16 protein-coding genes are annotated in these 21,825 nt (G+C 74.3%); 6 read left to right on the top strand and 10 right to left on the bottom strand.

Going from position 1 to position 21,825, the window contains the following annotated elements; genetic code table 11:
• Positions 1-17 precede the first annotated feature (17 nt).
• The 3 genes from AC067J_RS13495 to AC067J_RS13485 all read right to left on the bottom strand — a co-directional run bounded on the left by AC067J_RS13495 (position 18) and on the right by AC067J_RS13485 (position 2,712).
• Positions 18-965 carry an ABC transporter substrate-binding protein gene (locus tag AC067J_RS13495; protein ID WP_478298648.1) on the bottom strand — a complete coding sequence of 316 codons (948 nt, stop codon included), beginning with the start codon at positions 963-965 and terminating at the stop codon, positions 18-20.
• A gap of 101 nt (positions 966-1,066) precedes the next feature.
• A complete protein-coding gene (locus tag AC067J_RS13490) occupies positions 1,067-1,561 on the bottom strand; it encodes a GNAT family N-acetyltransferase (RefSeq protein ID WP_478298646.1) in 495 nt (164 codons plus the stop codon).
• The gene (locus AC067J_RS13485) at positions 1,558-2,712 is read right to left on the bottom strand and encodes an LLM class flavin-dependent oxidoreductase (protein ID WP_478298644.1); all 1,155 of its coding nucleotides are present in this window, start codon (positions 2,710-2,712) and stop codon (positions 1,558-1,560) included. The genes AC067J_RS13490 and AC067J_RS13485 overlap by 4 nt, the downstream gene beginning before the upstream one ends.
• 657 nt (positions 2,713-3,369) lie before the next feature.
• Here AC067J_RS13485 and AC067J_RS13480 point away from each other — a divergent pair.
• The 3 genes from AC067J_RS13480 to AC067J_RS13470 all read left to right on the top strand — a co-directional run bounded on the left by AC067J_RS13480 (position 3,370) and on the right by AC067J_RS13470 (position 8,900).
• Positions 3,370-4,422 carry an amino acid ABC transporter permease gene (locus AC067J_RS13480; RefSeq protein WP_478298642.1) on the top strand — a complete coding sequence of 351 codons (1,053 nt, stop codon included), beginning with the start codon at positions 3,370-3,372 and terminating at the stop codon, positions 4,420-4,422.
• Entirely contained in the window at positions 4,419-6,356 is a 1,938-nt protein-coding gene (locus AC067J_RS13475) for an FAD/NAD(P)-binding protein (protein WP_478298640.1), read from the top strand. Before AC067J_RS13480 ends, AC067J_RS13475 begins: the two co-directional genes overlap by 4 nt.
• A 258-nt stretch (positions 6,357-6,614) precedes the next feature.
• On the top strand, positions 6,615-8,900 hold the full coding sequence (locus tag AC067J_RS13470) for an FdhF/YdeP family oxidoreductase (RefSeq protein ID WP_478298639.1): 2,286 nt from the start codon (positions 6,615-6,617) through the stop codon (positions 8,898-8,900).
• A gap of 67 nt (positions 8,901-8,967) precedes the next feature.
• On the opposite strand, the gene AC067J_RS13465 is transcribed toward AC067J_RS13470, so the two are convergent.
• Positions 8,968-10,659, bottom strand: coding sequence for a C40 family peptidase (locus tag AC067J_RS13465; RefSeq protein ID WP_478298637.1), 1,692 nt, complete (start codon positions 10,657-10,659; stop codon positions 8,968-8,970).
• A 406-nt stretch (positions 10,660-11,065) separates the two neighbouring features.
• Here AC067J_RS13465 and AC067J_RS13460 point away from each other — a divergent pair, with 406 nt between their 5' ends.
• On the top strand, positions 11,066-12,256 hold the full coding sequence (locus AC067J_RS13460) for an inorganic phosphate transporter (RefSeq protein ID WP_478298635.1): 1,191 nt from the start codon (positions 11,066-11,068) through the stop codon (positions 12,254-12,256).
• Positions 12,257-12,283: 27 nt separating this feature from the next.
• Positions 12,284-12,541 (top strand): hypothetical protein, encoded by a 258-nt coding sequence (locus tag AC067J_RS13455; RefSeq protein WP_478298633.1) that lies wholly within the window; start codon positions 12,284-12,286, stop codon positions 12,539-12,541.
• Between the two features lie 287 nt (positions 12,542-12,828).
• Here AC067J_RS13455 and AC067J_RS13450 read toward each other — a convergent pair whose 3' ends face one another.
• Positions 12,829-14,322, bottom strand: a complete 1,494-nt coding sequence (locus AC067J_RS13450; RefSeq protein WP_478298966.1) for an MDR family MFS transporter — start codon at positions 14,320-14,322, stop codon at positions 12,829-12,831.
• Positions 14,323-14,510: 188 nt separating this feature from the next.
• On the bottom strand, positions 14,511-14,972 hold the full coding sequence (locus AC067J_RS13445; RefSeq protein ID WP_478298631.1) for a MarR family winged helix-turn-helix transcriptional regulator: 462 nt from the start codon (positions 14,970-14,972) through the stop codon (positions 14,511-14,513).
• 112 nt (positions 14,973-15,084) lie between these two features.
• Here AC067J_RS13445 and AC067J_RS13440 point away from each other — a divergent pair, with 112 nt between their 5' ends.
• Positions 15,085-16,173 carry an ABC transporter permease gene (locus AC067J_RS13440; protein WP_478298629.1) on the top strand — a complete coding sequence of 363 codons (1,089 nt, stop codon included), beginning with the start codon at positions 15,085-15,087 and terminating at the stop codon, positions 16,171-16,173.
• Between the two features lie 93 nt (positions 16,174-16,266).
• Here the strand turns inward: AC067J_RS13440 and AC067J_RS13435 are convergent, their stop codons facing one another.
• The 4 genes from AC067J_RS13435 to AC067J_RS13420 form a co-directional block, all read right to left on the bottom strand.
• The gene (locus AC067J_RS13435; RefSeq protein ID WP_478298627.1) at positions 16,267-17,481 is read right to left on the bottom strand and encodes an ROK family protein; all 1,215 of its coding nucleotides are present in this window, start codon (positions 17,479-17,481) and stop codon (positions 16,267-16,269) included.
• 151 nt (positions 17,482-17,632) lie between these two features.
• A complete protein-coding gene (locus tag AC067J_RS13430) occupies positions 17,633-18,142 on the bottom strand; it encodes a GtrA family protein (RefSeq protein WP_478298626.1) in 510 nt (169 codons plus the stop codon).
• Positions 18,143-18,258: 116 nt separating this feature from the next.
• The gene (gene lon / locus AC067J_RS13425) at positions 18,259-20,655 is read right to left on the bottom strand and encodes an endopeptidase La (RefSeq protein ID WP_478298624.1); all 2,397 of its coding nucleotides are present in this window, start codon (positions 20,653-20,655) and stop codon (positions 18,259-18,261) included.
• A 278-nt stretch (positions 20,656-20,933) separates the two neighbouring features.
• Positions 20,934-21,710: a rhomboid-like protein gene (locus AC067J_RS13420; protein ID WP_478298622.1), complete on the bottom strand. Its 777-nt coding sequence runs from the start codon at positions 21,708-21,710 to the stop codon at positions 20,934-20,936.
• Positions 21,711-21,825: the final 115 nt, after the last annotated feature.

Here is a 21,825-nt window from a genome sequence, read left to right as displayed (position 1 = left end):
GGGGCCCGGACAGGGGGTCACGCGTGCTCGGGCGGGCTGATCTGGGACTCCTTGATGGCCGAGTCGGTCACCCCCCACTTCTTCAGGATCCGCTCGTAGCTGCCGTCCTTGATCAGCTGGTTGACCGCCGCCTGGAACGCGGGGGTGAGCGGGGAGCCCTTCTTGAACGCGAAGCCGACGTCCAGCCGGTGGAACTCGCCGAGGAACTTCGTCCCGGACGCCTCCTGGGAGGCCTGGTAGCGCAGCCCGTTGATGGTGGACATCTGGATGTCCACCCGGCCCTGCTGGAGGCTGGTCAGCACGGCACCGGTGTCGCTGAACGCCTTCACCTCGTAGGGCTTCTTGCCCGCGTCGGTGCAGACGTTCTTCTTGGCGTTGAGGGTCGTCTCGAAGGTGGTGCCGGCGCCGGTGCCGACGGTCAGGCCGCACAGCTGGACCAGGTCGGTGACCGGCTGGATGCTCGTGTTGTCCTTCTTGACCGAGAAGCCCTGGCCGTCGTCGATGTAGGTGACGAAGTCGATGGTCTTCAGCCGGGCCGTGGTGACGCCGAAGTTGCCGGTGCCGACGTCGTACTTGCCGCTGCCCAGCGCGGGCAGGATGGTCTCGAAGGCGGCTTCCTCGCGCTGCACCGTCAGGCCGAGCACCTTGGCCACCGCGTCGGTGAAGTCGATGTCCACCCCGGCCGCCTTCTTGGTGGCCTGGTCGACGTAGAACGCGGCGGGCGGGGCCCCGAACGAGGAGCCGAACTTCACCGTCCCGGCGGAGCGGACGTCGGCGGGCAGCAGCGCGGCCGCGGTGTCCGACTTCTTGATGCCGGAGATCAGGTCCTCGGCGGCGGCGGAGGCGGCCTGCCCGCCGGCGCCCGGCGTGGCGGTCTTCGGGTCCGACCCGCACGCGGCCAGCGCCAGGACCGGCAGGAGGGCGGTCGTCGCGAGCAGGCGGCGGCGGACGGTGGTGGTTCTCACGGGTGCGGTGCCTTTCGGGAGGTGCGGGGTGCGGAGCGGGTGCGGGGTAGGGCGCGGGTGCGGGGTGCGGCCGGGTCCGGCGGTCACGGACACGGTCACGCTCACGGCAGGTGCTTCTCGAACGGCAGCGGGCCGATCGTCAGCGGGTCGGCGGTGACGTCGAACAGCGGGGTGTAGCCGGTCGCCAGGTAGAGCCCCTTGGCCTCCGGCTGGAGCGGCCCGGTGGTGAGGTAGATCCGGCGGTAGCCGACCGCCGCGGCGGCCCGCTCCAGCTCGACCAGCACCCGGCGGGCCAGGCCCCGGCGGCGGTGCGCGGAGTGCGTCCACATCCGCTTCACCTCGGCGGTCCGCTCGTCGTAGCGCTTGTACGCGCCGCCGGCCACCGGCTCGCCGTCCTCCAGCAGGAGCAGCAGCACGCCGTGCGGTTCGGTCCAGCTGTCGGCCGGGAAGCGGGTCATCTCGCTGTGCGCGGACGGCCCGTACCGGTTGACGTACTCCTCGGTGAGTTCGCGCAGCAGCGGTTCGACGAGCGGGTCGTCGACGGCGACCCGGCGGACCTCGACGTCGAGGCCGGTCCCTGGCCGGGCGCCGCTCATGCCTGCACCGCGATCAGCTGTTGCCGGTCGCGCTCCGCCCGGTCGGCCCGGGCCGCCCTCTCGGCGTCCCGCTTGGCCACCTCCTCGCGGACGATCGGGATCACGTGGCGGCCGAAGTCGATGGTGTCGCCGACCAGGTCGTAGCCGCGCGCGGAGAGGATGTCCACGCCGAGGTCGTAGTAGTCGAGCAGCGCCTGGGCGACCGTCTCCGGGGTGCCGACCAGCGCGTTGGAGTTGCCGGCCCCGCCGGTGGCGGCGGCGGTCGGGGTCCAGAGCGCGCGGTCGTAGCGCTCGCCGGCCTCGGCGATCTCCAGCAGGCGCTGGGAGCCGGTGTTCTCCGGGGCGGCGCCCTGCGGGCGGCCCCGGCGGATCAGCTCGCCGCTCTCCCTGCGGGCCTTGATCGCGTCGACCGTCCGGTACGCCTTCTCCCAGGCCAGCTCCTCGGTCGGCGCGATGATCGGCCGGAACGCCACCTGGATCCGCGGCACGTCGGTGCGCCCGGCGGCCCGCGCCGCCTCCTTCACCCGCTCGATCTGCTCGGCGGTCCGGGCCAGCGGCTCGCCCCAGAGGCAGTAGACGTCCGCCTCGGCACCGCCGGCCGCGTAGGCCGCCTCCGAGGAGCCGCCGAAGGAGACGCCCGGGCGCGGCTGCTGCACCGGGAAGACGTCGGAGACGAAGTCGTTGAACCGGTAGTGCTCGCCCTCGTGGTCGAAGGGCTCCCGGCTGGTCCACGCCTTCTTGACGATGCCGATGTACTCCCGGGTGCGGGCGTACCGCTCGTCCTTGGTGAGGAAGTCGCCCTCGCGCTGCTGCTCGTGGTCGTTGCCGCCGGTGATGAAGTGGACGGTGAGCCGGCCGCCGCTGATCCGGTCGAGGGTGGCGAAGGTCTTGGCGGCGAAGGTCGGGTAGGAGACGTTCGGCCGGTGGGCGAGCAGGATCTGCAGCTTGTCGAGGTGCGCGGCGAGGAAGGCCGCGGCGGGCGCCGGATCGGGGGCGCCGGCGCCGTAGGCGAACAGCACGCGGTCCCAGCCGTGGTCCTCGTGGGCGCGGGCCAGCCGGAGGGTGTAGTCGCGGTCGAAGGCGGCCGTGGTGCGGGCGGTGGTCTCCGAACCGTCGCCGGTGGCGGCTATGCCGAGGAATTCGACGGGCATGGTGGTGGAACCTTTCGGGTCGTGCGCAGTCCGGTGGGCTGCGGGTGGGCAGGCCGGAGAGGGCCGTGGCAGGACCAGGCCGTGGTGCCGGTGGGGCGGGTGCGTGACGGTGCGGTGGCCGGGTGACCGGGGTGGCCGGGGCGGAACGGGGGACTGCCGGAGCGCAGAGCTGGTGAGGAAGGGGGCGGCGGCAGCGCGCGTCTGACGAACCGTCAGGAAGTGACGGCTCTCCCGGCCCGCGCCGTCGAGGGCGACGGGGCACCGAGGGAGGGCCCTCCGGAGGAGGACGGGGCCGGCTGGACGGCCCGCTGCCGGGTCAGCCGCGACACGCCGCGGACCACACTCGACCGAAGTCGATGTGGTCGCGGGTGACCAGGGGCTGCTCGGCGTACATGGGCTCAAGTTGAGCAGTGAACCACGCACGGCGTCAACCACCGTCCATTACCGCTCTGTTGCGATCTCCTGTCGCCCCGCGACACACTCCGCGACCCTGGCTCACCACCCTTGACAGGCGCCGATCGCGCATGCGTACGATCGAAAAGGAGTGCAGTGCAGGGCCGGCCGTGTTGAGGGACGCGGGCCGGCCGCGACCGCCGTACGTGACCACGCCGTACCCCCGCCTGCCCGCATCTCCGCCCTCCCGCCTGGAGCCTCCGCATGGCCACCCCGCAGGACGTCCTCCCCGCCCCCGCCCTCACCGAGCCCGCCGGACCGCCACCCGCCACCGCCCCCGACGCGGCGGCGGCCGACGCCCGGATCGTCGCCCGCCGCCGCCCCGGCCAGTGGATCTCCGCCGCCGTCGCCCTGCTGGTCTTCGCGATGGTCGCCAACTCCCTCGTCCGCAACCAGGCGTTCCAGTGGGACGTGGTCGCCGACTGGTTCACCGCCACCTCGGTGCTGAACGGGCTCACCCTGACCCTGTGGCTGACCGCCGTCACCCTCGCCCTCGGCTTCGTGCTCGGCACCGTCCTCGCCACCATGCGGCTCTCCACCAACCCGGTGCTGCGCACGCTCAGCTGGGTCTACATCTGGATCTTCCGCTCCACCCCGGCCCTGGTCCAGCTGCTGCTCTTCTTCAACATCGGCGCGCTCTACCCGACCCTCGGCGTCGGCATCCCGTTCGGCCCGGAGTTCCTCACCGTCAAGACCGTCAACCTCTTCGGCCCCACCCTCACCGCCGTCGTCGGGCTCACCCTGCTGGAGGCCGCGTACGCCGCCGAGGTGGTCCGCGGCGGGATCCTCTCCGTCGACCGCGGCCAGCTGGAGGCCGCCGCGGCGCTCGGCATCGGCCGCCGGCGGGTGCTGCTGCGGATCGTCGTCCCGCAGGCGATGCGCTCCATCGTGCCCACCGCCGGGAACATGCTGATCAGCGCGCTCAAGGGGACCAGCATCATCAGCGTGCTGGCCGTCTCCGACCTGCTGTACTCGGTCCAGCTGGTCTACCTGCAGTCCTACCAGGTCATCCCGATGCTGATGGTCGCCACCATCTGGTACATCGTGATCACCACCGTCCTCTCCGTCGGCCAGTACTACGTCGAACGGCACTACGCCAAGGGCGCCACCCGGGAGGGCCTGCCGCCCACCCCGCTGCAGAAGGCCCGGGCCGCGTACCGGCGGCTGCGCACCGCCGCGGACGCCGACGGCCCCGGCACCCCCGCCGGGCCCGGGTCCGGCCCCGGCCGCACCCCGGCGAAGGAGACGGCCCGATGACCGCCGCGAGCACCCTGGTCATCGTCGGCGCCGGCCCGCGCGGCACCGGACTGCTGGAGCGGATCGCCGCCAACGCCACCGAACTGCTGCCCGCCGAAAGCCCGCTGCACATCCACCTGGTCGACCCGTACCCGCCCGGCGCCGGCCGGATCTGGCGCCACGAGCAGTCCCCGCTGCTGCGGATGAACTCGATGGCCGAGGACGTCACGATGTTCACCGACGAGCGCTCCACCATCGACGGCCCGGTCCGGCCCGGCCCCTCGCTCGCCGAATGGGCCTCCCGCATCGAGGAGTTCGAGCCCTACCGGGCGATACCCGACCCCGCCGTCCTGACCGAGCTGCGCACCCTGGACCCCACCGACTTCCCCACCCGGCGCGCCCAGAGCGCCTACCTCGACTGGGTGTTCCGCCGCGCCGTCGCCGACCTGCCGCCGCACGTCACCGTCACCGTCCACCGGGACACCGCGCACCGCGTCGAGGGCCCGGCCGACGGCCCGCAGCTGGTCCACCTCACCGACCGGGTGCTCACCGCCGACCACGTCGTGCTCACCCTCGGCCACCTCGACTCCGCCCCGGACCCCCGGTACTCCGCCGACGCCGAGTTCGCCGCCCGGCACGGCCGCTACCACCTGCCGCCCGCCTTCTCCGCCGACGCCGACCTCGACGGCATCGCCCCCGGCGAGCACACCGTGCTGCGCGGCTTCGGGCTGGCCTTCGTCGACCTGGTCGCCCTGCTCACCGAGGGCCGCGGAGGCCGCTTCGAACCGGGCAGCGGCGACGGCACCCGCACCGGCGGCCTCGTCTACCACCCGTCCGGCCGGGAGCCGGTGATCCACGTCGGCTCCCGGCGCGGGGTGCCGTACCACTCCAAGACCGACTACCGGCTCCAGGGCCCGCGCGCACCGCTCCCCCGCTACTTCGACGCCGCCGCCGTCGACGCCCTGCTCGACCGGCCGGGCCCGATCGAACTGCGGCGCGACGCCTGGCCGCTGATGGCCAAGGACATCGGCTTCGGCCACTACCACGAGCTGTTCCACGCCCACCCCGAGCGCACCGCGCTGCCCTGGGCGGAGTTCCTGGCCGGCTACGACGCCCACGACTGGTACTCCCCCGAACTGGACGAGCTCGTCGAACGGGCCGTCCCCGACCCGGCCGACCGGCTCGACCTCGAACGCCTCGACTTCCCGCTGGCCGGCGTCGAACTCGGCACCGCCGAGGAACTCCAGGACCACCTGCGCCGCTACATCACCGAGGACGCCGACCGCCGCGCCGACCCCGCGTACAGCGCCGACCTCGGCGCCTTCCTCGCCCTGCTCTCGCTGTTCGCCCAACTGCCCCGGGTGCTCGGCTCCGGCCGCCTCACCGCCCGCTCGGTCGCCGAGGACGTCGACGAGTGGTTCTTCGGCTACTTCAGCTACCTCGCGTCCGGCCCGCCCGGCTTCCGGCTGCGCCAGCTGCTCGCGCTCTCCGAGGCCGGGGTGGTCCGCTTCCTCGGCGCGGGCGTGAAGGTCGAGCGGGACGAGGCCACCGGCACCTGGCGGGCCTCCGGCGCCACCGTGCCCGGCCACAGCGTCACCGCCACGGCGCTGGTCGAGGCCTACCTGCCCCGGCACGCCCTGTCCCGCACCCGGGACCCGCTCCTGCGGGACCTGCACCGCACCGGCCGCATCGTCGAGGAGGTCGTCACCGACGAGGAGTACACGCACCGCTCCGGACTGGTCACCATCCGGCCGGGTGACAGCCGCCTCCTCGACCCCGCCCTCGACGACGGACCGCACCCGCGCCGCACCGCGCTCGGCCCGCACACCAGCCTGCGGGCGGCCGCCGCCTTCGCCCGGCCGCGCACCGACTCGCCCGGCTTCCGCCAGAACGACGCCGCCGCGCGGGCCCTGCTCCGCACCCTGACCCGGACCGGGTCGGCCGTCGCGGTCTGAACCCCCCGGAGGAACGACCGGTCGGCAGGGGGCGGGCACGCGGCCCGCCCCCTCCCCGGAGGACGCCGCGCGCCGCCGGCCGGACCGGCCCCGGGCCGTCGTCCGACCGGCTCCCACCTGCGGTCCCCCGCCCGCGACCGCCCCGCCGCCCCTACCACGGCGGCCGTCGGGCCTGACCCCGTCACCCGAACGGATGGAAGGATGGGGGGCAGGCCCCCGCGAAGGAGCTGCGGGCCGAACGATCCGAGGAGCGCAGTCATGGCCAAGCAGGCCCCGCAGAGCGATCCGGCGCAGGACGCCCCCCGGGTGTCCGCGCCCCAGCACGCCGCGGCCGGGCTGCCCGCCGTCGGCCACAGCCTGCGGATGGCCGCCGAGCAGATGGGCGTCCGCCGGACCGTGGCCACCCTGCTCAAGGTCAACCAGCCCGACGGCTTCGACTGCCCCGGCTGCGCCTGGCCCGAGCCGGGCAAGACGCACACCGCCGAGTTCTGCGAGAACGGCGCCAAGGCCGTCGCCGAGGAGGCCACCGAGCGCCGGATCCGCGCCGAGTTCTTCGCCGCCCACCCCGTCGCCGAGCTCGCCGAGCGCTCCGGCTACTGGCTCGGCCAGCAGGGCCGGCTGACCCAGCCGATGCTGCTGGACGAGGGCGCCACCCACTACACCCCGGTCTCCTGGGACGACGCCTTCGCGCTGATCGCCGAGGAGCTCCGCGCCCTGGACACCCCGGACGGCGCCGCGTTCTACACCTCGGGCCGGACCAGCAACGAGGCCGCGTTCGCCTACCAGCTCTTCGCCCGCCGGCTCGGCACCAACAACCTGCCGGACTGCTCCAACATGTGCCACGAGTCCTCCGGCTCGGCGCTCACCGAGACGCTCGGCGTCGGCAAGGGCAGCGTCAGCCTCAAGGACCTCCACCAGGCCGACCTGATCATCGTGGCCGGCCAGAACCCGGGCACCAACCACCCGCGGATGCTCTCGGCCCTGGAGCGGGCCAAGCGGGCCGGCGCGACGATCGTCAGCGTCAACCCGCTGCCCGAGGCCGGCCTGGAGCGGTTCAAGAACCCGCAGCAGGCGCGCGGCCTGGTCGGCCACGGCACCAAGCTGACCGACCTCTTCCTGCAGATCCGGCTCGGCGGCGACCTCGCCCTGTTCCGGGCGCTCAACCAGCTGGTCCTGGAGAAGGACGGCGTCGACCGGGCGTTCGTCGAGGAGCACTGCCACGGCTTCGAGGAGTTCGCCGCCGAGGCCCGCGGGACCGACCGCGAGGAGGTGCTCGCCGCCACCGGCCTGCCCTGGGAGCAGATCGAGGAGCTGGGCCGGCTCGTCCTCGGCTCGGAGAAGGTCATCGTCTGCTGGGCGATGGGCCTCACCCAGCACAAGCACTCCGTGCCGACGATCCGCGAGGTGGTCAACTTCCTGCTGCTGCGCGGCAACGTCGGCCGCCCCGGCGCCGGCGTCTGCCCGGTCCGCGGCCACAGCAACGTGCAGGGCGACCGCACGATGGGCATCTTCGAGCGCCCCTCGGCCGCCTTCCTGGACGCGCTCGGCCGGGAGTTCGGCTTCGAGCCGCCCCGCGAGCACGGCCTGGACGCGGTGGACACCATCCGGGCGATGCGGGACGGCAGGGTCGGGGTGTTCTTCGCGATGGGCGGCAACTTCGTCGCCGCCACCCCGGACACCGACGTCACCGAGGCGGCGATGCGCCGGTGCCGGCTGACCGTGCACGTCTCCACCAAGCTCAACCGCTCGCACGTGGTCACCGGCGCCCGCGCCCTGATCCTGCCGACCCTCGGCCGCACCGACCGGGACGTCACCGCGCGGGGCGCCCAGTTCGTCAGCGTCGAGGACTCGATGGGCCAGGTGCACTCCTCGCGCGGCGGCCTGCGCCCGCCGGCGCCGGGGCTGCTCTCCGAGGTGGCCATCGTCTGCCGGCTCGCCCGGGCGGCGCTCGGCCCGCAGGACACCGTGCCGTGGGAGGACTTCGCCGCCGACTACGACGCGGTGCGGGACCGGATCGCCCGCGTGGTGCCGGGGTTCGAGGACTACAACGACCGGGTCCGCCGGCCCGGCGGCTTCACCCTGCCGCACGGCCCGCGCGACTCCCGCACCTTCCCGACCGCGACCGGCAAGGCCAACTTCACGGTCAACCCCCTCACCGCCCCCGAGGTGCCGGAGGGCCGGCTGCTGCTGCAGACGCTCCGCTCGCACGACCAGTACAACACCACGATCTACGGCCTCGACGACCGCTACCGGGGCATCACCGGCGGCCGCCGGGTGGTCCTGGTCAACCCCGCGGACGCCGCGGAGTTCGGGCTGGCCGACGGCGCGTACGTCGACCTGGTGAGCGAGTGGAAGGACGGCGTCGAACGCCGCGCCCGGCACTTCCGGGTGGTCCACTACCCGGTCGCCCGCGGCGGCGCCGCCGCGTACTACCCCGAGACCAACGTCCTGGTCCCGCTCGACTCCACCGCGGACATCAGCAACACCCCCACCTCCAAGGCCGTCGTCATCCGCTTCGAGCCCGACAGCGGCGCCGGGGCCTGACCCGGCCGGAACGCGCCGTGCCCGCCGGATCGGTCCGGCGGGCACGGCGGCGTTCGGGCGGGTGCGGTCAGTTCTGGCCGGGCGGCAGCGTTCCGGTCGCCGTGCCGGAGGCCGAGGCGGTGCCGGTCGCCTTCGCCGAGCCGGACGCGGCGGGCGTCCCGGTCCCGGTCCCGGTCGGCGTGCCGGTCCCCGCCGGGGTGCCCGTGGGCGTGCCGCTCGGCGAGTCGGTCGGCGTCCCGGTCGGGGTGCCGGTGGGCGTCCCCGTGGGAGTCCCGGTCGGGGTTCCCGTGGGCGTGCCGGTCGGCGTCCCGGTCGGGGTGCCGGTGGGCGTCCCCGTGGGAGTCCCGGTCGGGGTTCCCGTGGGCGTGCCCGTCGGGGTCCCGGTCGGCGTGCCCGTCGCCGGGTCGGTCGGCGTGCCGGTGGGCGTGGTCGGTGCCCCCGTGGCCGTCGGGTCGGGCGTACCGGTGCCGCCCGGGGTCGGCGTCCCCGGCACGGGCGTACCCGGCGCGGGGGTGGTGCCGGGTGCCGGGGTGTCGGTCGGCGCCCCGGGAACCGGGGTGACCGGCACCTGGTTGAGCGGGCTCGGCGCGATCGCGGTGACCGAGTCCCAGCCCGCGGGCAGGTCCGGCACCTTCCAGGCGCCGCCGGCCTCGTCGGCCGCACCGTCCGGGTCGGGCCGGACGGCGCCGAGGATCGGGTTGCCGCCGATCGGCGCCACCTTGACGTGCGAGCCCGGCCGGGGCGCGTGGACGACCAGGCCGCCGCCGATGTACATCCCGACGTGCGTGGCGCCCTCGAAGTAGATGATCAGGTCGCCGGCGCGCAGCTGGTCGAGCGGGATGCGCCGGAGCTGGGCCCACTGCTCCTGGCTGGTGCGCGGGATCGGCTTGCCGGCGTGCAGCCAGGCCTGCGAGGTGAGACCGGAGCAGTCGAAGACGTCCGGCCCGGCGCCGCCCCAGACGTACGGCTTGCCCAGCTGGGCCAGCGCGTAGGCGACGGCGGCCCGGCCGGCCTGCGAGGGCGTGCGCTCGCCCTGGCCGAGGACCCCGGAGGCGAGGAAGGCGATCTGGGCCTCGTCGGCCTTGGCCTTCTCCAGCTTCTCCAGGTCGGCGCGCTGGGCGCCGGTGAGCGAGGAGACCAGCTGCTCGACGGACGCGAGGTCGGCGGCCATCTTGGCCTTGGCCACGTCCTGCTGGGTGACCAGGGTCTGCGAGTTCGCCAGCGCCTCCTCGTTCTGCTTCTGCAGTCCGGTGAGCGCGTCGCGGTCGACGGTCAGCTTGTTGAGGAACTCGGACTGCGAACGGCTGGCGGCGGACAGCAGCTCGGCGATGGTGACGGCCTCGTACGGGTCCTTGGAGAGCAGCAGCTCGGCGTAGGCGGAGGCGGCGCCGTTGCGGTACTGGGCGGCGGCGAGCTGGGCGGCGATGTCGGTGCCCGCGTCGACCTGCTTCTGCTGGCGCTCCAGCTTGGCCTTGAGCTCGGCGAGCGCGGCCTGCTGCTCGGTGACCTTGGCGACGGCCGCGTTGTACTGCTCGGTGGCGGCCTCGGCGCCCTGGTAGAGCGCGTGCAGCTGTTCGAGGAGCGGGCCGAGGGTGGCCCTGGCCTGGGCAAGCGGGTCGCCGCCGGGGTCGACCCCGGGGACGGCCGGGCCGGTGGTGCCGGGGGCCGGCGGCGCGGGGTCGGCGTAGGCCGGTCCGGCCAGCGGCAGGGCCAGCGCGGCGGCCGCGAGGACGGCTCCGCAGCGCAGGGCGGCCCGCACCCAGGGTCGTGTGCCGGTCGACGGCCGTGTGCCCGCCCGCTCCGTGTGCTGCCCAGCCCCGCCCATGGGTCCCGCCCTCCCCGCCCACCTGCCCGTGCTCCGGGGTCCCCGGATCTCCGCCCGATCCTGCCATGGGTTACTCGCGGGAAACAGACCGCACCCGTACGGCTCGGTGAATTCTACGGTCGGGCTGTGAGACAGCTCTCAACAAAACGGATGAAGCGGGCGTTTCTCCGTTAACGTCCAGCTCAGCGCGGTGGAAGACACGTGCTGGCAAGGTCATGGCAACCCCGGGGACACCATCGGAACCACGAGTCCGACGCCAGTTCACCTTCCGTTCACCAAGCGTCCCTAGCGTCGCGCACGACACCAACGTCAGTGCGACAACTACGACGATTGTTTGGGTATGGAACACATCTCGTTCCTGGTGGCCGTTGTGATCATCACGGCGCTCGCCTTCGACTTCACCAACGGGTTCCACGACACCGCCAACGCGATGGCCACCTCCATCGCGACGGGAGCCCTTCGGCCCAAGGTCGCGGTCACCATCGCGGCCGTCCTCAACTTCGCGGGCGCGTTCCTGTCCGTGAAGGTCGCCACCACCATCTCCGGCGGCATCGTCAACGAGAAGACCGGCATCCATCCGGAGATCATCTTCGCGGCGCTGGTCGGTGCCATCCTCTGGAACCTGCTGACCTGGCTGCGCGGCCTCCCGTCGAGCTCCTCGCACGCCCTCTACGGCGGCCTGATCGGCGCCACCGTCGTCGGCGTCGGTGTCAACGGCGTCAACTTCGACACCGTCGTCTCCAAGATCCTCATCCCGGCGGTCGCCTCGCCGCTGGTCGCCGGCCTGGCCGCCTGGGGCGCCACCAAGCTGGCGTTCGCGATCACCCGCAAGAGCAACGGCAAGACCGTCACCAAGGGCTTCAAGACCGGCCAGATCTTCTCGTCCTCGCTGATCTCGCTGGCCCACGGCACCAACGACGCCCAGAAGACGATGGGCATCATCACCCTGACCCTGGTCTCGGTCGGCGCCCTGCCGAAGGGCGCGCTGCCCCCCACCTGGGTGATCGTCTCGGCCGGCGCGGCCATCGCGATCGGCACCTACATGGGCGGCTGGCGGATCATCCGCTCGATGGGCAAGGGCCTGGCGGACATCACGCCGCGGCAGGGCTTCGCCTCCGAGTCGGCCGCCGCGACGGTCATCCTGACCTCCTCGCACATGGGCTTCGGCCTCTCCACCACCCAGGTCTGCTCCGGCGGCATCATGGGCGCCGGCCTCGGCGGCCCGAAGGCCGAGCTGCGCTGGAGCCTGGTCCGCCGCATGGTCTACACGTGGGGCCTGACCCTGCCCGCCGCCGCCACGGTGGCCGGTCTCGCCGCCTTCCTCGCCGAGCAGGGCACCTGGGGCGTGGTCCTCGTCGGCGTCGCCCTGGTGGCCGGCTCGGGCGCGATGTGGGTCATCTCCCGCCGCCAGCCGATCGGCGCGGACAACGTCAACGACACCGGCGACGTCCAGGACGTCACCCCGGTCGAGGTCGGCCCGGCCGCCGCATCCGCCACCCCGACCCCCGCCTCGACCACGGTCGCGGCCTGACCGCCGCAGGCTGAGGAGCTCAACACCATGCACATCAAGTGGAACGCCCTGGCCCAGACCGCCGGCGTCAGCTTCGGCATCACCGTCGCCGTCGTCACCGTCTTCGCACTCGGCATCCTGGCGCTGTCGCGCCACGAGGCCGCGCTCACCGCGCGCCGTGAGGCGGCCGGCCCGACGGACGCCCCGGTGACCGGCGGCCGACTGGCCCTGGCCGGCGCGTACGCCTGCTTCGCCGTCTGCGGCGCGGCCGTCCTCTACGGGCTGACGCTGATCGCGGGCAAGTGATCCCGGGCGAGTGATCGCGGGCGGGTGGCCCGCGGGCGCGGAGCCGGACCGGCGGACGCGCACGACGGCGGGAGGGGCCGGGAGTGGTGATCCACTCCCGGCCCCTCCCGCCGTTCCCGGCCCCGACCGTCCCGGCCCGGTCGGGATCGGGCCCCTGCCGCCCCGATCCCTGCCGCCCCGATCCCTGCCGCCCCGATCCCTGCCGTCCGGCCCGGCCGTCCGGTCCGACGGCGCCGGCCGCCGGGCGCCCCGGCGGGCTCAGCCCCGCCGGAGCGGCTCCCGCGGGCTCACTCCTGGCCGGTCCGCAGCACGGTCTCGCGGATGAACAGCACCGTGACGAAGGCCAGCAGCGCGAACGGCGCCGCGACCAGGAAGACCACGCCCACACCGTGCCCGAAGGCGTCGGCCACCAGCGGCACCAGCGGGGCTGGCAGCTTGTGCAGGTCCGGGATGCCGCCGCCGAGCCCTCCGCCGGCCGCCGGGACGTGCGCGGCCGCCAGGTTCTCGGTCAGGTAGTGGCCGACCCGGTTGTTCATCAGCGCGCCCAGCGCGGAGACGCCCATCGCGCCGCCCATGGTGCGGAAGAAGGTGACCACCGAGCTGGCCGCGCCGAGCTCGCCGCGCGGCACGGTGTTCTGCACCGCGAGGACGAGGTTCTGCATGGTGAGCCCGAGGCCGATCCCGGTGACCGCCATGTAGACGGACAGCAGGCCGTAGTCGGTGTCGGCCCGGGCGGTGCCGAGCAGGGCGAAGCCGACGGCCAGCAGCAGCGTGCCGGCGACCAGGTAGGCCTTCCATCGGCCGTACTTGGTGATGAGCCTGCCCGCGACGGTGGAGGAGACGGCCAGGCCGAGGATCATCGGCAGGGTCATCAGCCCGGCGATGGTCGGGGACTTCTCCCGGGCCAGCTGGAAGTACTGGCTGAGGAAGGTGGTCGCGCCGTACATCCCGATGCCGACCAGGACGCTGGCCAGCGCGGCCAGGGTCACGGTGCGGTAGCGGAACAGGCCCGGCGGGATGATCGGCTCGGCGGCGCGGCGCTCGACCACCACGGCGAGCCCGCCCAGCAGCAGGCCGCCGCCGACCATGGCCGCGGTCTGCCAGGAGAGCCAGGCGTAGTTCTTGCCGGCCAGCGTGATCCAGATCATCAGCAGGCTGACGGCGGCGGTGATGACCGCCGCGCCCAGGTAGTCGATCTTCACCTTGCGCTTGACCACCGGCAGCTTGAGGGTGCGCTGCAGCACCAGGATCGCGGCCAGCGCGAACGGGATGCCGACGTAGAAGCACCAGCGCCAGCCGAGCCAGGAGGTGTCGACGATGACGCCGCCGATCAGCGGGCCGCCGATGGTGGCCAGCGCGAAGACGGCGCCGAAGTAGCCGCTGTACCGGCCGCGCTCGCGCGGCGGGACCATCGCGGCCAGGCAGATCTGGGCGAGGGCCGTGACGCCGCCCGCGCCGATGCCCTGGAGGGCGCGGCAGGCGATCAGCTGGCCGGTGTTCTGGGAGAGCCCGGCCAGGGCGGAGGAGGCGATGTAGATCACCAGGGCGATCTGCAGCAGCAGCTTCTTGCTGGCGAGGTCGGAGAGCTTGCCCCAGATCGGGGTGGAGGCGGTGAGGGTGAGCAGGGTCGCGGTGATCACCCAGGTGTAGGCGGACTGGCCGCCGTGCAGGTCGGTGAGGATGCGCGGGAGGGCGTTGGAGACGACGGTCGACGAGAGCACGGCCACGAAGAGGCCGAGCAGCAGGCCGGACAGCGCCTCCATCACCTGCCGGTGCGTCATCGGTAGGTCGGTGGCAGCAGCGGCGGCGGCTCCGGTCGAGGCAGGGGTGGTGACGGTCATCAAGATCCTTAGAATAGTTGCCTGAAGCAACCATAAGACGGTTGGTTGACTTGGGCAACATTCGTCAAGGACAAGTAAAGCCCGGACCGATCCCGGCCCGGGCTGCTCCACGGGGCGCACCCCGGCGGCTAGTGGACGGCCGACTCGCCGACCACGTCGTTGAAGCGGTGCAGCAGTTCCGCGAAGCGGACCACGTCCTCGCCGGACCAGCTGCCCATCAGCTCCCGGACCCGCGCCATCCGGGCGTCCCGCGCCGCCAGGTACCGCCGCCGGCCGTCCTCGGTGAGCGAGACCAGGGCCGAACGGCGGTCCAGCGGGTCCGCCTCGCGGTCCACCAGGCCCAGCTCCTCCAGCGCCCTGATCTGCCGGCTGACCGTGGCCTTGCCCACGGCGAAGTGCACGCCCACGTCGGTCACCCGCACCGGCCCGGCCTGCTCGATGTAGCCGAGCATGCTGTACGCCGTGCCCTCCAGCTGCGGGTGGACCCGCCGGGACAGCTCGGCCACCCGCGCCCGGCCGCGCCGGAACAGCACGCCGACCTCGCGCTCCACCGTCAGCAGGGGCTCCTCGTGCTCGTTCTCCGCAGTCACCGCGCCAGTATCCCGCAGCGCGGAGGGGCCGGACGCGGCGCGGGAGAAACGAAGACGAAACTAGTTCATGCTATTAAGTATCCGGTTTCCCCCGATACGCAAGGAGATGTGGATGACCGCCCCAGGGCAGGGACCAGGGCAGGCCGCGGCACCGGAGCGGGCGCCGCAGCCCGCCCCGAAGCAGGGCCTCGCCGCCGAACTGAAGGGCGCGGTCACCCCGCGCGCGGCGCTGCTGGTGATCGCCGTGCTCCTCCTCCAGCTCGGCTTCATCACCTCGTACGTCGGCGCGCTGCACCACCCGACCCCGCACGAGCTGTCGATCGCGGTGGTCGCCCCGCCGCAGGTCGCCCCCCAGCTGGTGGCGGGCCTGGAGTCCGTCCCGGACGAGGCCGTGAAGGCCGTCACCGCGCCGGACGCGGCGACCGCCACCGAGCAGATCAAGGACCAGAGGATCTACGCCGCGCTGGTGGTGAACCCGGCCTCCACCGAGGACGTGCTGCTGGTCGCCAACGCGCGCGGGCCGTCCGCCGCCCGGGCCGCCGAGACCATCGTCACCGGCCTGGAGAAGTCCCAGGGCCGGACGGTCAAGGTCGAGGACGTCGTCCCGCTGGCCAAGGGGGACGCCAACGGGCTCACCTCCTTCTACCTGGTGATCGGCTGGTGCGTCGGCGGCTACCTGGTCGCCTCGATCCTCGGTGTCAGCGCCGGGGCGAAGCCCGCCAACGCCAACCGGGCGCTGATCCGGCTCGGCACGCTGGCGCTCTACTCGATCGCGGCCGGCATCGGCGGTGCGATCATCGTCCAGCCGGTGCTGGACGCGCTGCCGGGCCCGTTCTGGAGCCTGTCGGCGGTCGGCGCCCTGGTGGTCTTCGCGGTCGGCGCGGTCACCATGGCGCTGCAGTGCCTGTTCGACATCATCGGCATCGGCATCGCGGTGCTGCTCTTCGTGGTGCTCGGCAACCCCAGCGCCGGCGGGGTCTTCCCGCCGCCGATGATGCCGGCGTTCTGGCGGGCCATCGGTGCCTGGTTCCCGAACGGCGCCGGGACGGACGCGGTCCGCTCGATCGCCTACTTCGACGGCTCCGACCTGGCGGTGCCGCTGCTGGTGCTGCTGGCCTGGGCCGCGGTCGGGGTCGCCGTCACCTTCGCCGCCGTACTCCGCCGTCCGCGGCACCTCACCCGCGAGCTGGTCACCGACTGACCCCGGCAGGGACCGGCCGGCCCCGGAGCGGGAGCCGTCGGACCGGCAGCCGTCGGGGCGACCGGCGGCTGGGCAATCGGCGGCGGGCCGGCCTCAGTCCTCCGGCCGCCCCGGGTCCGCGATCACCGACCGGACCACGCCGACCGCGGCCCCCAGCAGGGGGCCGCGGCGGCCCAGCCGGGAGACCGTCAGCCGCTCCTCCGTCCAGGGCCGGACGGTCACCCGGGCGGCCAGCTCGGCCCGCATGGCCGGCAGCAGCCAGGGCGCCAGCTGGGCGTAGCCGCCGCCGAGCACCACCTCGGCCGGGTCGAGCAGGTTGACCGCGCCCGCCGAGGCGATGCCGAGGGCGGTCCCGGCCCCGGCCAGCGCCGTCCGCACCTCCTCGTCCCCGGCCTCGGCGCGTTCGGCGAGCAGCGCCACCCAGTCGCCGCGGATCCCCTCCAGCCCGGCCTCGCGCAGCACCGCCGTCTCCCCCGCGTACTGCTCCAGGCAGCCGTGCGCCCCGCAGGCGCAGCGCGGCCCGTCCGGGCGGACGGGTACGTGCCCCAGCTCGCCCGCGTAGCCGCGCGCCCCGCGCAGCAGCCGTCCGCCGACCACGATCGCCGAACCGACCCCGGCCTCGGCGGACACGTGCAGGAAGTGGTCCGGCCCGCCGCCGAGCCAGAGCTCGGCCAGCCCGCCGAGGTTGGCCTCGTTGTCCGCCCGGATCGGCAGCTCGGCCAGTTCCTCGGCGTTGGCGGCGCGCAGCGCGAGCCGCAGCTCGGCGGTGACCGGGACGTCCCGCCAGCCGAGGTTGGCGGCCCGCTGGAGCACCGCGCCGTCGGAGCCGACCAGCCCGGGCACGGCCAGGGCCAGCCCGGCCGGCCGCAGTCCGGCCTCGGCGACGGCCCGGCGGAGCAGTTCGGCCAGGTCGGCCAGGACGGCGGCGGGCTGCCGGTCCCGGTTGCGGATCTCCTGCCGGCGCCAGGACCGGACCTCACCGCGCAGGTCGACCACGCAGGCGCCCAGGTGCTCGACACCGATCTCGGCGCCGAGGCCGCCGGGGCCGTTCGGGGCGAGGCCGAGCGCGGTGCCGGGCCGGCCGACCTTGCCGCTGGGGGCGGCCGGGCCCTCCTCGACCACCAGGCCGGCCGCGATCAGCTCCTCGGCCAGCGAGGAGACGGCCGCGCGGGTCAGCCCGGTGTCGGCGGCCACCTCGGCGCGGGAGCGCGGGGCGCTCGCGATGACCCCGAGCACCAGCGCCAGGTTGGCCCGGCGCATGCCCTGCTGGCTGGCGGGCCCGGACCGGCGACCGTCCGTCTCGCGCATCGCCCTCACCCCGCTCGGCTTCCGCAGACTCGTTTGCAGCGTAGCCCGGTTTCGCCGTCCGCTCCCGCCCGCTCCCGGCCCGTCCGGGCCGGTCAGGGCCGGTCAGGGGCCGTCGGACGGCCGGGCGGGCGGTGCGGTGCCGGGTGCGCCGTCAGGACTGCTCCGCCCGGGTGGCCACCGGCTCGGCGAACCGGGTGAAGACCCAGCGCTGCATGGCCCAGAACCGGAACAGCATCGCCACGAAGGTGCCCAGCACCATCCCGCTGAGGAAGTCGGCCAGCTCCTGCGCGAACGGGCTGACCCAGGGCTCGCGCAGGTCCAGCACGTACCGGGAGACGATCAGCGGGACGTCGTTGACGCCGATCGCCGCCACGCTGACCAGGAGGTAGAGCAGCGCCTCGCGCTGCCGGCCGGTCGCCCGGAAGGCCCACCGGCGGTTGAGCACGTAGGAGACGGAGGTGGCCACGACGGTCGCCAGGGTGAGCGCCACCACCGGCTTGTGCGCCAGCAGGGTGAACCGCAGCGAGTAGTTGATCACCACGGTCAGGGCGAAGCAGCCGCTGCCGACCAGCAGGAACTTCACCAGCCGCCGGTGCCGGAGCAGGACCGGGCGCAGCCCGGCCGGCACCCGGGCCAGGACGCGCTGCGTGGGTGACGCCATCCTCGCAGTCTGGCACGGGGCCCGCCGCCGCTCCTGGCGACGGCGGGCCGGACGGGGACGCCGCGGTCCGGCGGACCGGCGCGCCCCCGTGGTCGCGCCGGGCCGCCGGACCCGCGTCAGGCCGCGGCGACCAGCACCCCGGCCGGCTCCAGGGCCAGCCCCAGCACCTCCCGGACGTCGGAGACCGGGTGGACGGTCAGCCGCTGCAGCACCTCGGCCGGGACGTCGTCCAGGTCGGCCTCGTTCCGCTTGGGGATGATCACCGTGGTGACCCCGGCCCGGTCGGCGGCGAGCAGCTTCTGCTTCACCCCGCCGATCGGCAGCACCCGCCCGGTCAGCGACACCTCTCCGGTCATCGCCACGTCGGTGCGCACCCGGCGGCCGGAGAGCAGCGAGGCCAGCGCCGTGGTCATGGTGATGCCGGCGCTCGGCCCGTCCTTGGGGACGGCCCCGGCCGGGATGTGCAGGTGCACGCCGCGGTCGCGCAGCGAGGTGACCGGCAGCTCCAGCTCGGCTCCGCGCGAGCGCAGGTAGGAGAGCGCGATGTGGGCGGACTCCTTCATGACGTCGCCGAGCTGGCCGGTCAGGGTCAGCCCGGTGCCGCCGGTCTCGGCGTCGGCGAGCGAGGCCTCGATGTAGAGGACGTCGCCGCCGGCGCCGGTGACCGCCAGTCCGGTCGCGACCCCGGGGACGGCGGTGCGGCGCTCGGCCGGTTCCTGGGCCGCCTCGGGGACGTGGTGCGGCCGGCCGATCAGGGCGCGCAGGTCGCCGGCCCCGATCGCGGCGGGCAGCTCGCGCTCGCCCAGCTCGCTCTGCGCGGCGACCTTGCGCAGCACCCGCGCGATCGACCGTTCGAGGTTCCGGACGCCCGCCTCGCGGGTGTACTCGCCGGCCAGCCGGCGCAGCGCCGTCTCGTCGACCGCGACGTCCTCGTCCCGGAGGCCGGCCCGCTCCAGCTGGCGCGGGAGCAGGTGGTCGCGGGCGATGACGACCTTCTCGTCCTCGGTGTAGCCGTCGAGCCGGACCAGCTCCATCCGGTCGAGCAGCGGCTCGGGGATGGCCTCCAGCACGTTGGCGGTGGCGAGGAAGACCACGTCGGAGAGGTCCAGCTCGACCTCCAGGTAGTGGTCGCGGAAGGTGTGGTTCTGCGCCGGGTCGAGCACCTCCAGCAGGGCGGCGGCCGGGTCGCCGCGGTAGTCGGAGCCGACCTTGTCGATCTCGTCCAGCAGGACGACCGGGTTCATCGAGCCGGCCTCCTTGATCGCGCGGACCAGCCGCCCGGGGAGCGCGCCGACGTAGGTGCGCCGGTGGCCGCGGATCTCCGCCTCGTCCCGGACGCCGCCGAGCGCGACCCGGACGAAGCTGCGGCCCATGGCGCGGGCCACCGACTCGCCGAGCGAGGTCTTGCCGACGCCGGGCGGGCCGACCAGCGCCAGCACCGCCCCGCCGCGCCGGCCGCCCACCAGGCCGAGCCCCTGGTCGGCCCGGCGCTTGCGGACCGCGAGGTACTCGACGATGCGGTCCTTCACGTCGGCCAGGCCGGCGTGGTCGGCGTCCAGCACCGCGCGGGCGCCGGCGATGTCGTAGGAGTCCTCGGTCCGCTCGTTCCAGGGCAGCTCCAGGACGGTGTCCAGCCAGGTGCGGATCCAGGAGCCCTCGGGCGACTGGTCGCTCGCCCGCTCCAGCTTGTCGACCTCCTTGAGCGCGGCCTCGCGGACCTTCTCGGGGAGGCCGGCGGCCTCGACCCTGGCGCGGTAGTCCTCCTCCTCGTCGGCCGGGTCGCCGTTCAGCTCGGCCAGCTCCTTGCGGACGGCCTCCAGCTGGCGGCGGAGCAGGAACTCCTTCTGCTGCTTGGCCACGCCCTCCTCGACGTCCTTGCGGATGGTGTCGTTGACCTCCTCCTCCGCGAGGTGGTCGCGGAGCAGGCCGAGCGCGTACTCCAGGCGGGCGACCTGGTCGGCCTCCAGCAGCACCTTGAGCTTCTGCTCGGCGGTGACGAAGGGCGCGTAGCCGATGTTGTCGGCGAGCTCGCCGACGCCCTCGATGGCGGCCACCCGGTCGACGATCTGCCAGGCGCCGCGCTTGCGCAGCCACTGGGTGGAGAGGTTCTTGTACTCCTTGACCAGCTCGGCGGCGCGCCCGGCCACCGGGGTGCCGACCGAGGACTCCCGGAACGGCGTGGTCTCGACCCAGAGCGCGGCGCCGGGCCCGGTGGTGCCGACGCCGATCCGCACCCGGCGCACCGCGCGGACCAGTGCGGCCGGGTCGCCGTCGGCCAGTCGGCCGACCTGTTCGACGGTGGCGAGGGTGCCGGCGGCCGCGTACGAGCCGTCCACCCGCGGGACCAGCAGGACCTGGGGCTTGCCGGTCCCGGTGGCCGCGGCGCGCGCGGCCTCGACGGCGGCGCGGACCTCGGTGTCCTTCAGGTCCAGCGGGACGACCATGCCCGGGAGCACGACCTCGTCGTCGAGGGGCAGCACGGGCAGGGTGAGCGGTGTGGACGTCGATGCCATGATCTCTCCCCGGTCAGCGAACTTGAGTCGACCTGACTAAGGCTTGGCGGGCGCCGGATGTTCCCCGGGCCGTGTTCGCCATGAGCGAACATCAGGCTGGCCCGGAAAGGGCCCCCGCCGGGCTGTCAAAAAGCACCGGCCGAGCACCCGGCGGGCCCGGCCGAGCCACGGCGACCGGCGAGCGGGAGCGGCGGCGGAAGGCCCCGGCGACGAACCGGGCGGCGGACCCGGCGGCGGACCCGGCGGGCCGAGGGCCCGGGAACGGGCCGAACGCCGCCCTACAGTCGGTCCAGCACCGCGGTCCGGCGGCGCGCGGGCGCCTGCTTCGGCACCCCGGCGGGCACCGCGACCCGGCCCCGGCCCGGCCCGTGGCCGTCCCAGCGGCGCAGCCAGCGCCAGAGCGCGACCCCGGCCAGCAGCGCCACCGGATGGCCGACCCCGGTGACCAGGTCCCGGTCGGTGGCGATCTGCTCGGCGATCAGCACCCCGGCCAGACCCAGGCCGAGCAGCCGGCCGCGTGCCGGGAGCAGCCCGGCCAGCGCGCCGAGGCTGGCCAGCACGCCGTAGCTGACCCCGATGTCCAGGTCGTCGAGCGCCGCGGACTCCAGCCGCCCGGTCTCCACCGCGGTGATCACCACGGCCTGGGAGAGCAGGGTGGCCGTGACGTGCCCGGCCGCGAAGACCACCGCGGCCCGGGCCGACCCGACCCGGCGCTCCAGCGGGGCGACGGTCAGGGCGAAGGCCCACAGGTAGGGCATCCAGACCGTGCCGGCCACCCAGAAGCCGCTGAGCAGGAGCGCGCGCAGCGGATGGTGCAACAGGTTGTGCCCGTCCGAGCTCGACGCCTCCTGGAGGCGGGTCACCACTTCCGGATCGGCGAGCATCGCGAAGGTGGTGGTGGCGCCCACCACGGCGAGGTAGCCGAGTGCGAAGGGGTTGCGCCGGGGGGTCGGCACCCTGGCCAGCACCCATTCGACCGCGCCCGCCCGCAGTCCGTGCCGGAGCATCCCGTACGGCGGCCCGCCGCGCCCGGCGGACGCCTGCCGCTCCGTCATGTCGCCTCCGCTCCACCGCCCGCAGCCGTCGGCCCCGCCCGGTGCCAACGCACCGGCGCGCCCCGGTACTCCCACCCCCGCGATTTGTCGTGGCCACGGTACGACCGGGTCCTGG

This window comes from Kitasatospora sp. NPDC042419, from assembly GCF_056437345.1.
This window is presented reverse-complemented; position numbering and strand designations above follow the sequence as displayed.

Bases quoted from the DNA above. Each gene is read 5' to 3' on its own strand.
- AC067J_RS13435 (WP_478298627.1), bottom strand. From the start codon at position 17,481: ATGCGCGAGACGGACGGTCGCCGGTCCGGGCCCGCCAGCCAGCAGGGC.
- AC067J_RS13430 (WP_478298626.1), bottom strand. From the start codon at position 18,142: ATGGCGTCACCCACGCAGCGCGTCCTGGCCCGGGTGCCGGCCGGGCTG.
- AC067J_RS13475 (WP_478298640.1), top strand. From the start codon at position 4,419: ATGACCGCCGCGAGCACCCTGGTCATCGTCGGCGCCGGCCCGCGCGGC.
- AC067J_RS13490 (WP_478298646.1), bottom strand. From the start codon at position 1,561: ATGAGCGGCGCCCGGCCAGGGACCGGCCTCGACGTCGAGGTCCGCCGG.
- AC067J_RS13440 (WP_478298629.1), top strand. From the start codon at position 15,085: ATGACCGCCCCAGGGCAGGGACCAGGGCAGGCCGCGGCACCGGAGCGG.
- AC067J_RS13470 (WP_478298639.1), top strand. From the start codon at position 6,615: ATGGCCAAGCAGGCCCCGCAGAGCGATCCGGCGCAGGACGCCCCCCGG.
- AC067J_RS13420 (WP_478298622.1), bottom strand. From the start codon at position 21,710: ATGACGGAGCGGCAGGCGTCCGCCGGGCGCGGCGGGCCGCCGTACGGG.
- AC067J_RS13485 (WP_478298644.1), bottom strand. From the start codon at position 2,712: ATGCCCGTCGAATTCCTCGGCATAGCCGCCACCGGCGACGGTTCGGAG.
- AC067J_RS13480 (WP_478298642.1), top strand. From the start codon at position 3,370: ATGGCCACCCCGCAGGACGTCCTCCCCGCCCCCGCCCTCACCGAGCCC.
- AC067J_RS13455 (WP_478298633.1), top strand. From the start codon at position 12,284: ATGCACATCAAGTGGAACGCCCTGGCCCAGACCGCCGGCGTCAGCTTC.
- AC067J_RS13450 (WP_478298966.1), bottom strand. From the start codon at position 14,322: ATGACGCACCGGCAGGTGATGGAGGCGCTGTCCGGCCTGCTGCTCGGC.
- lon (WP_478298624.1), bottom strand. From the start codon at position 20,655: ATGGCATCGACGTCCACACCGCTCACCCTGCCCGTGCTGCCCCTCGAC.
- AC067J_RS13460 (WP_478298635.1), top strand. From the start codon at position 11,066: ATGGAACACATCTCGTTCCTGGTGGCCGTTGTGATCATCACGGCGCTC.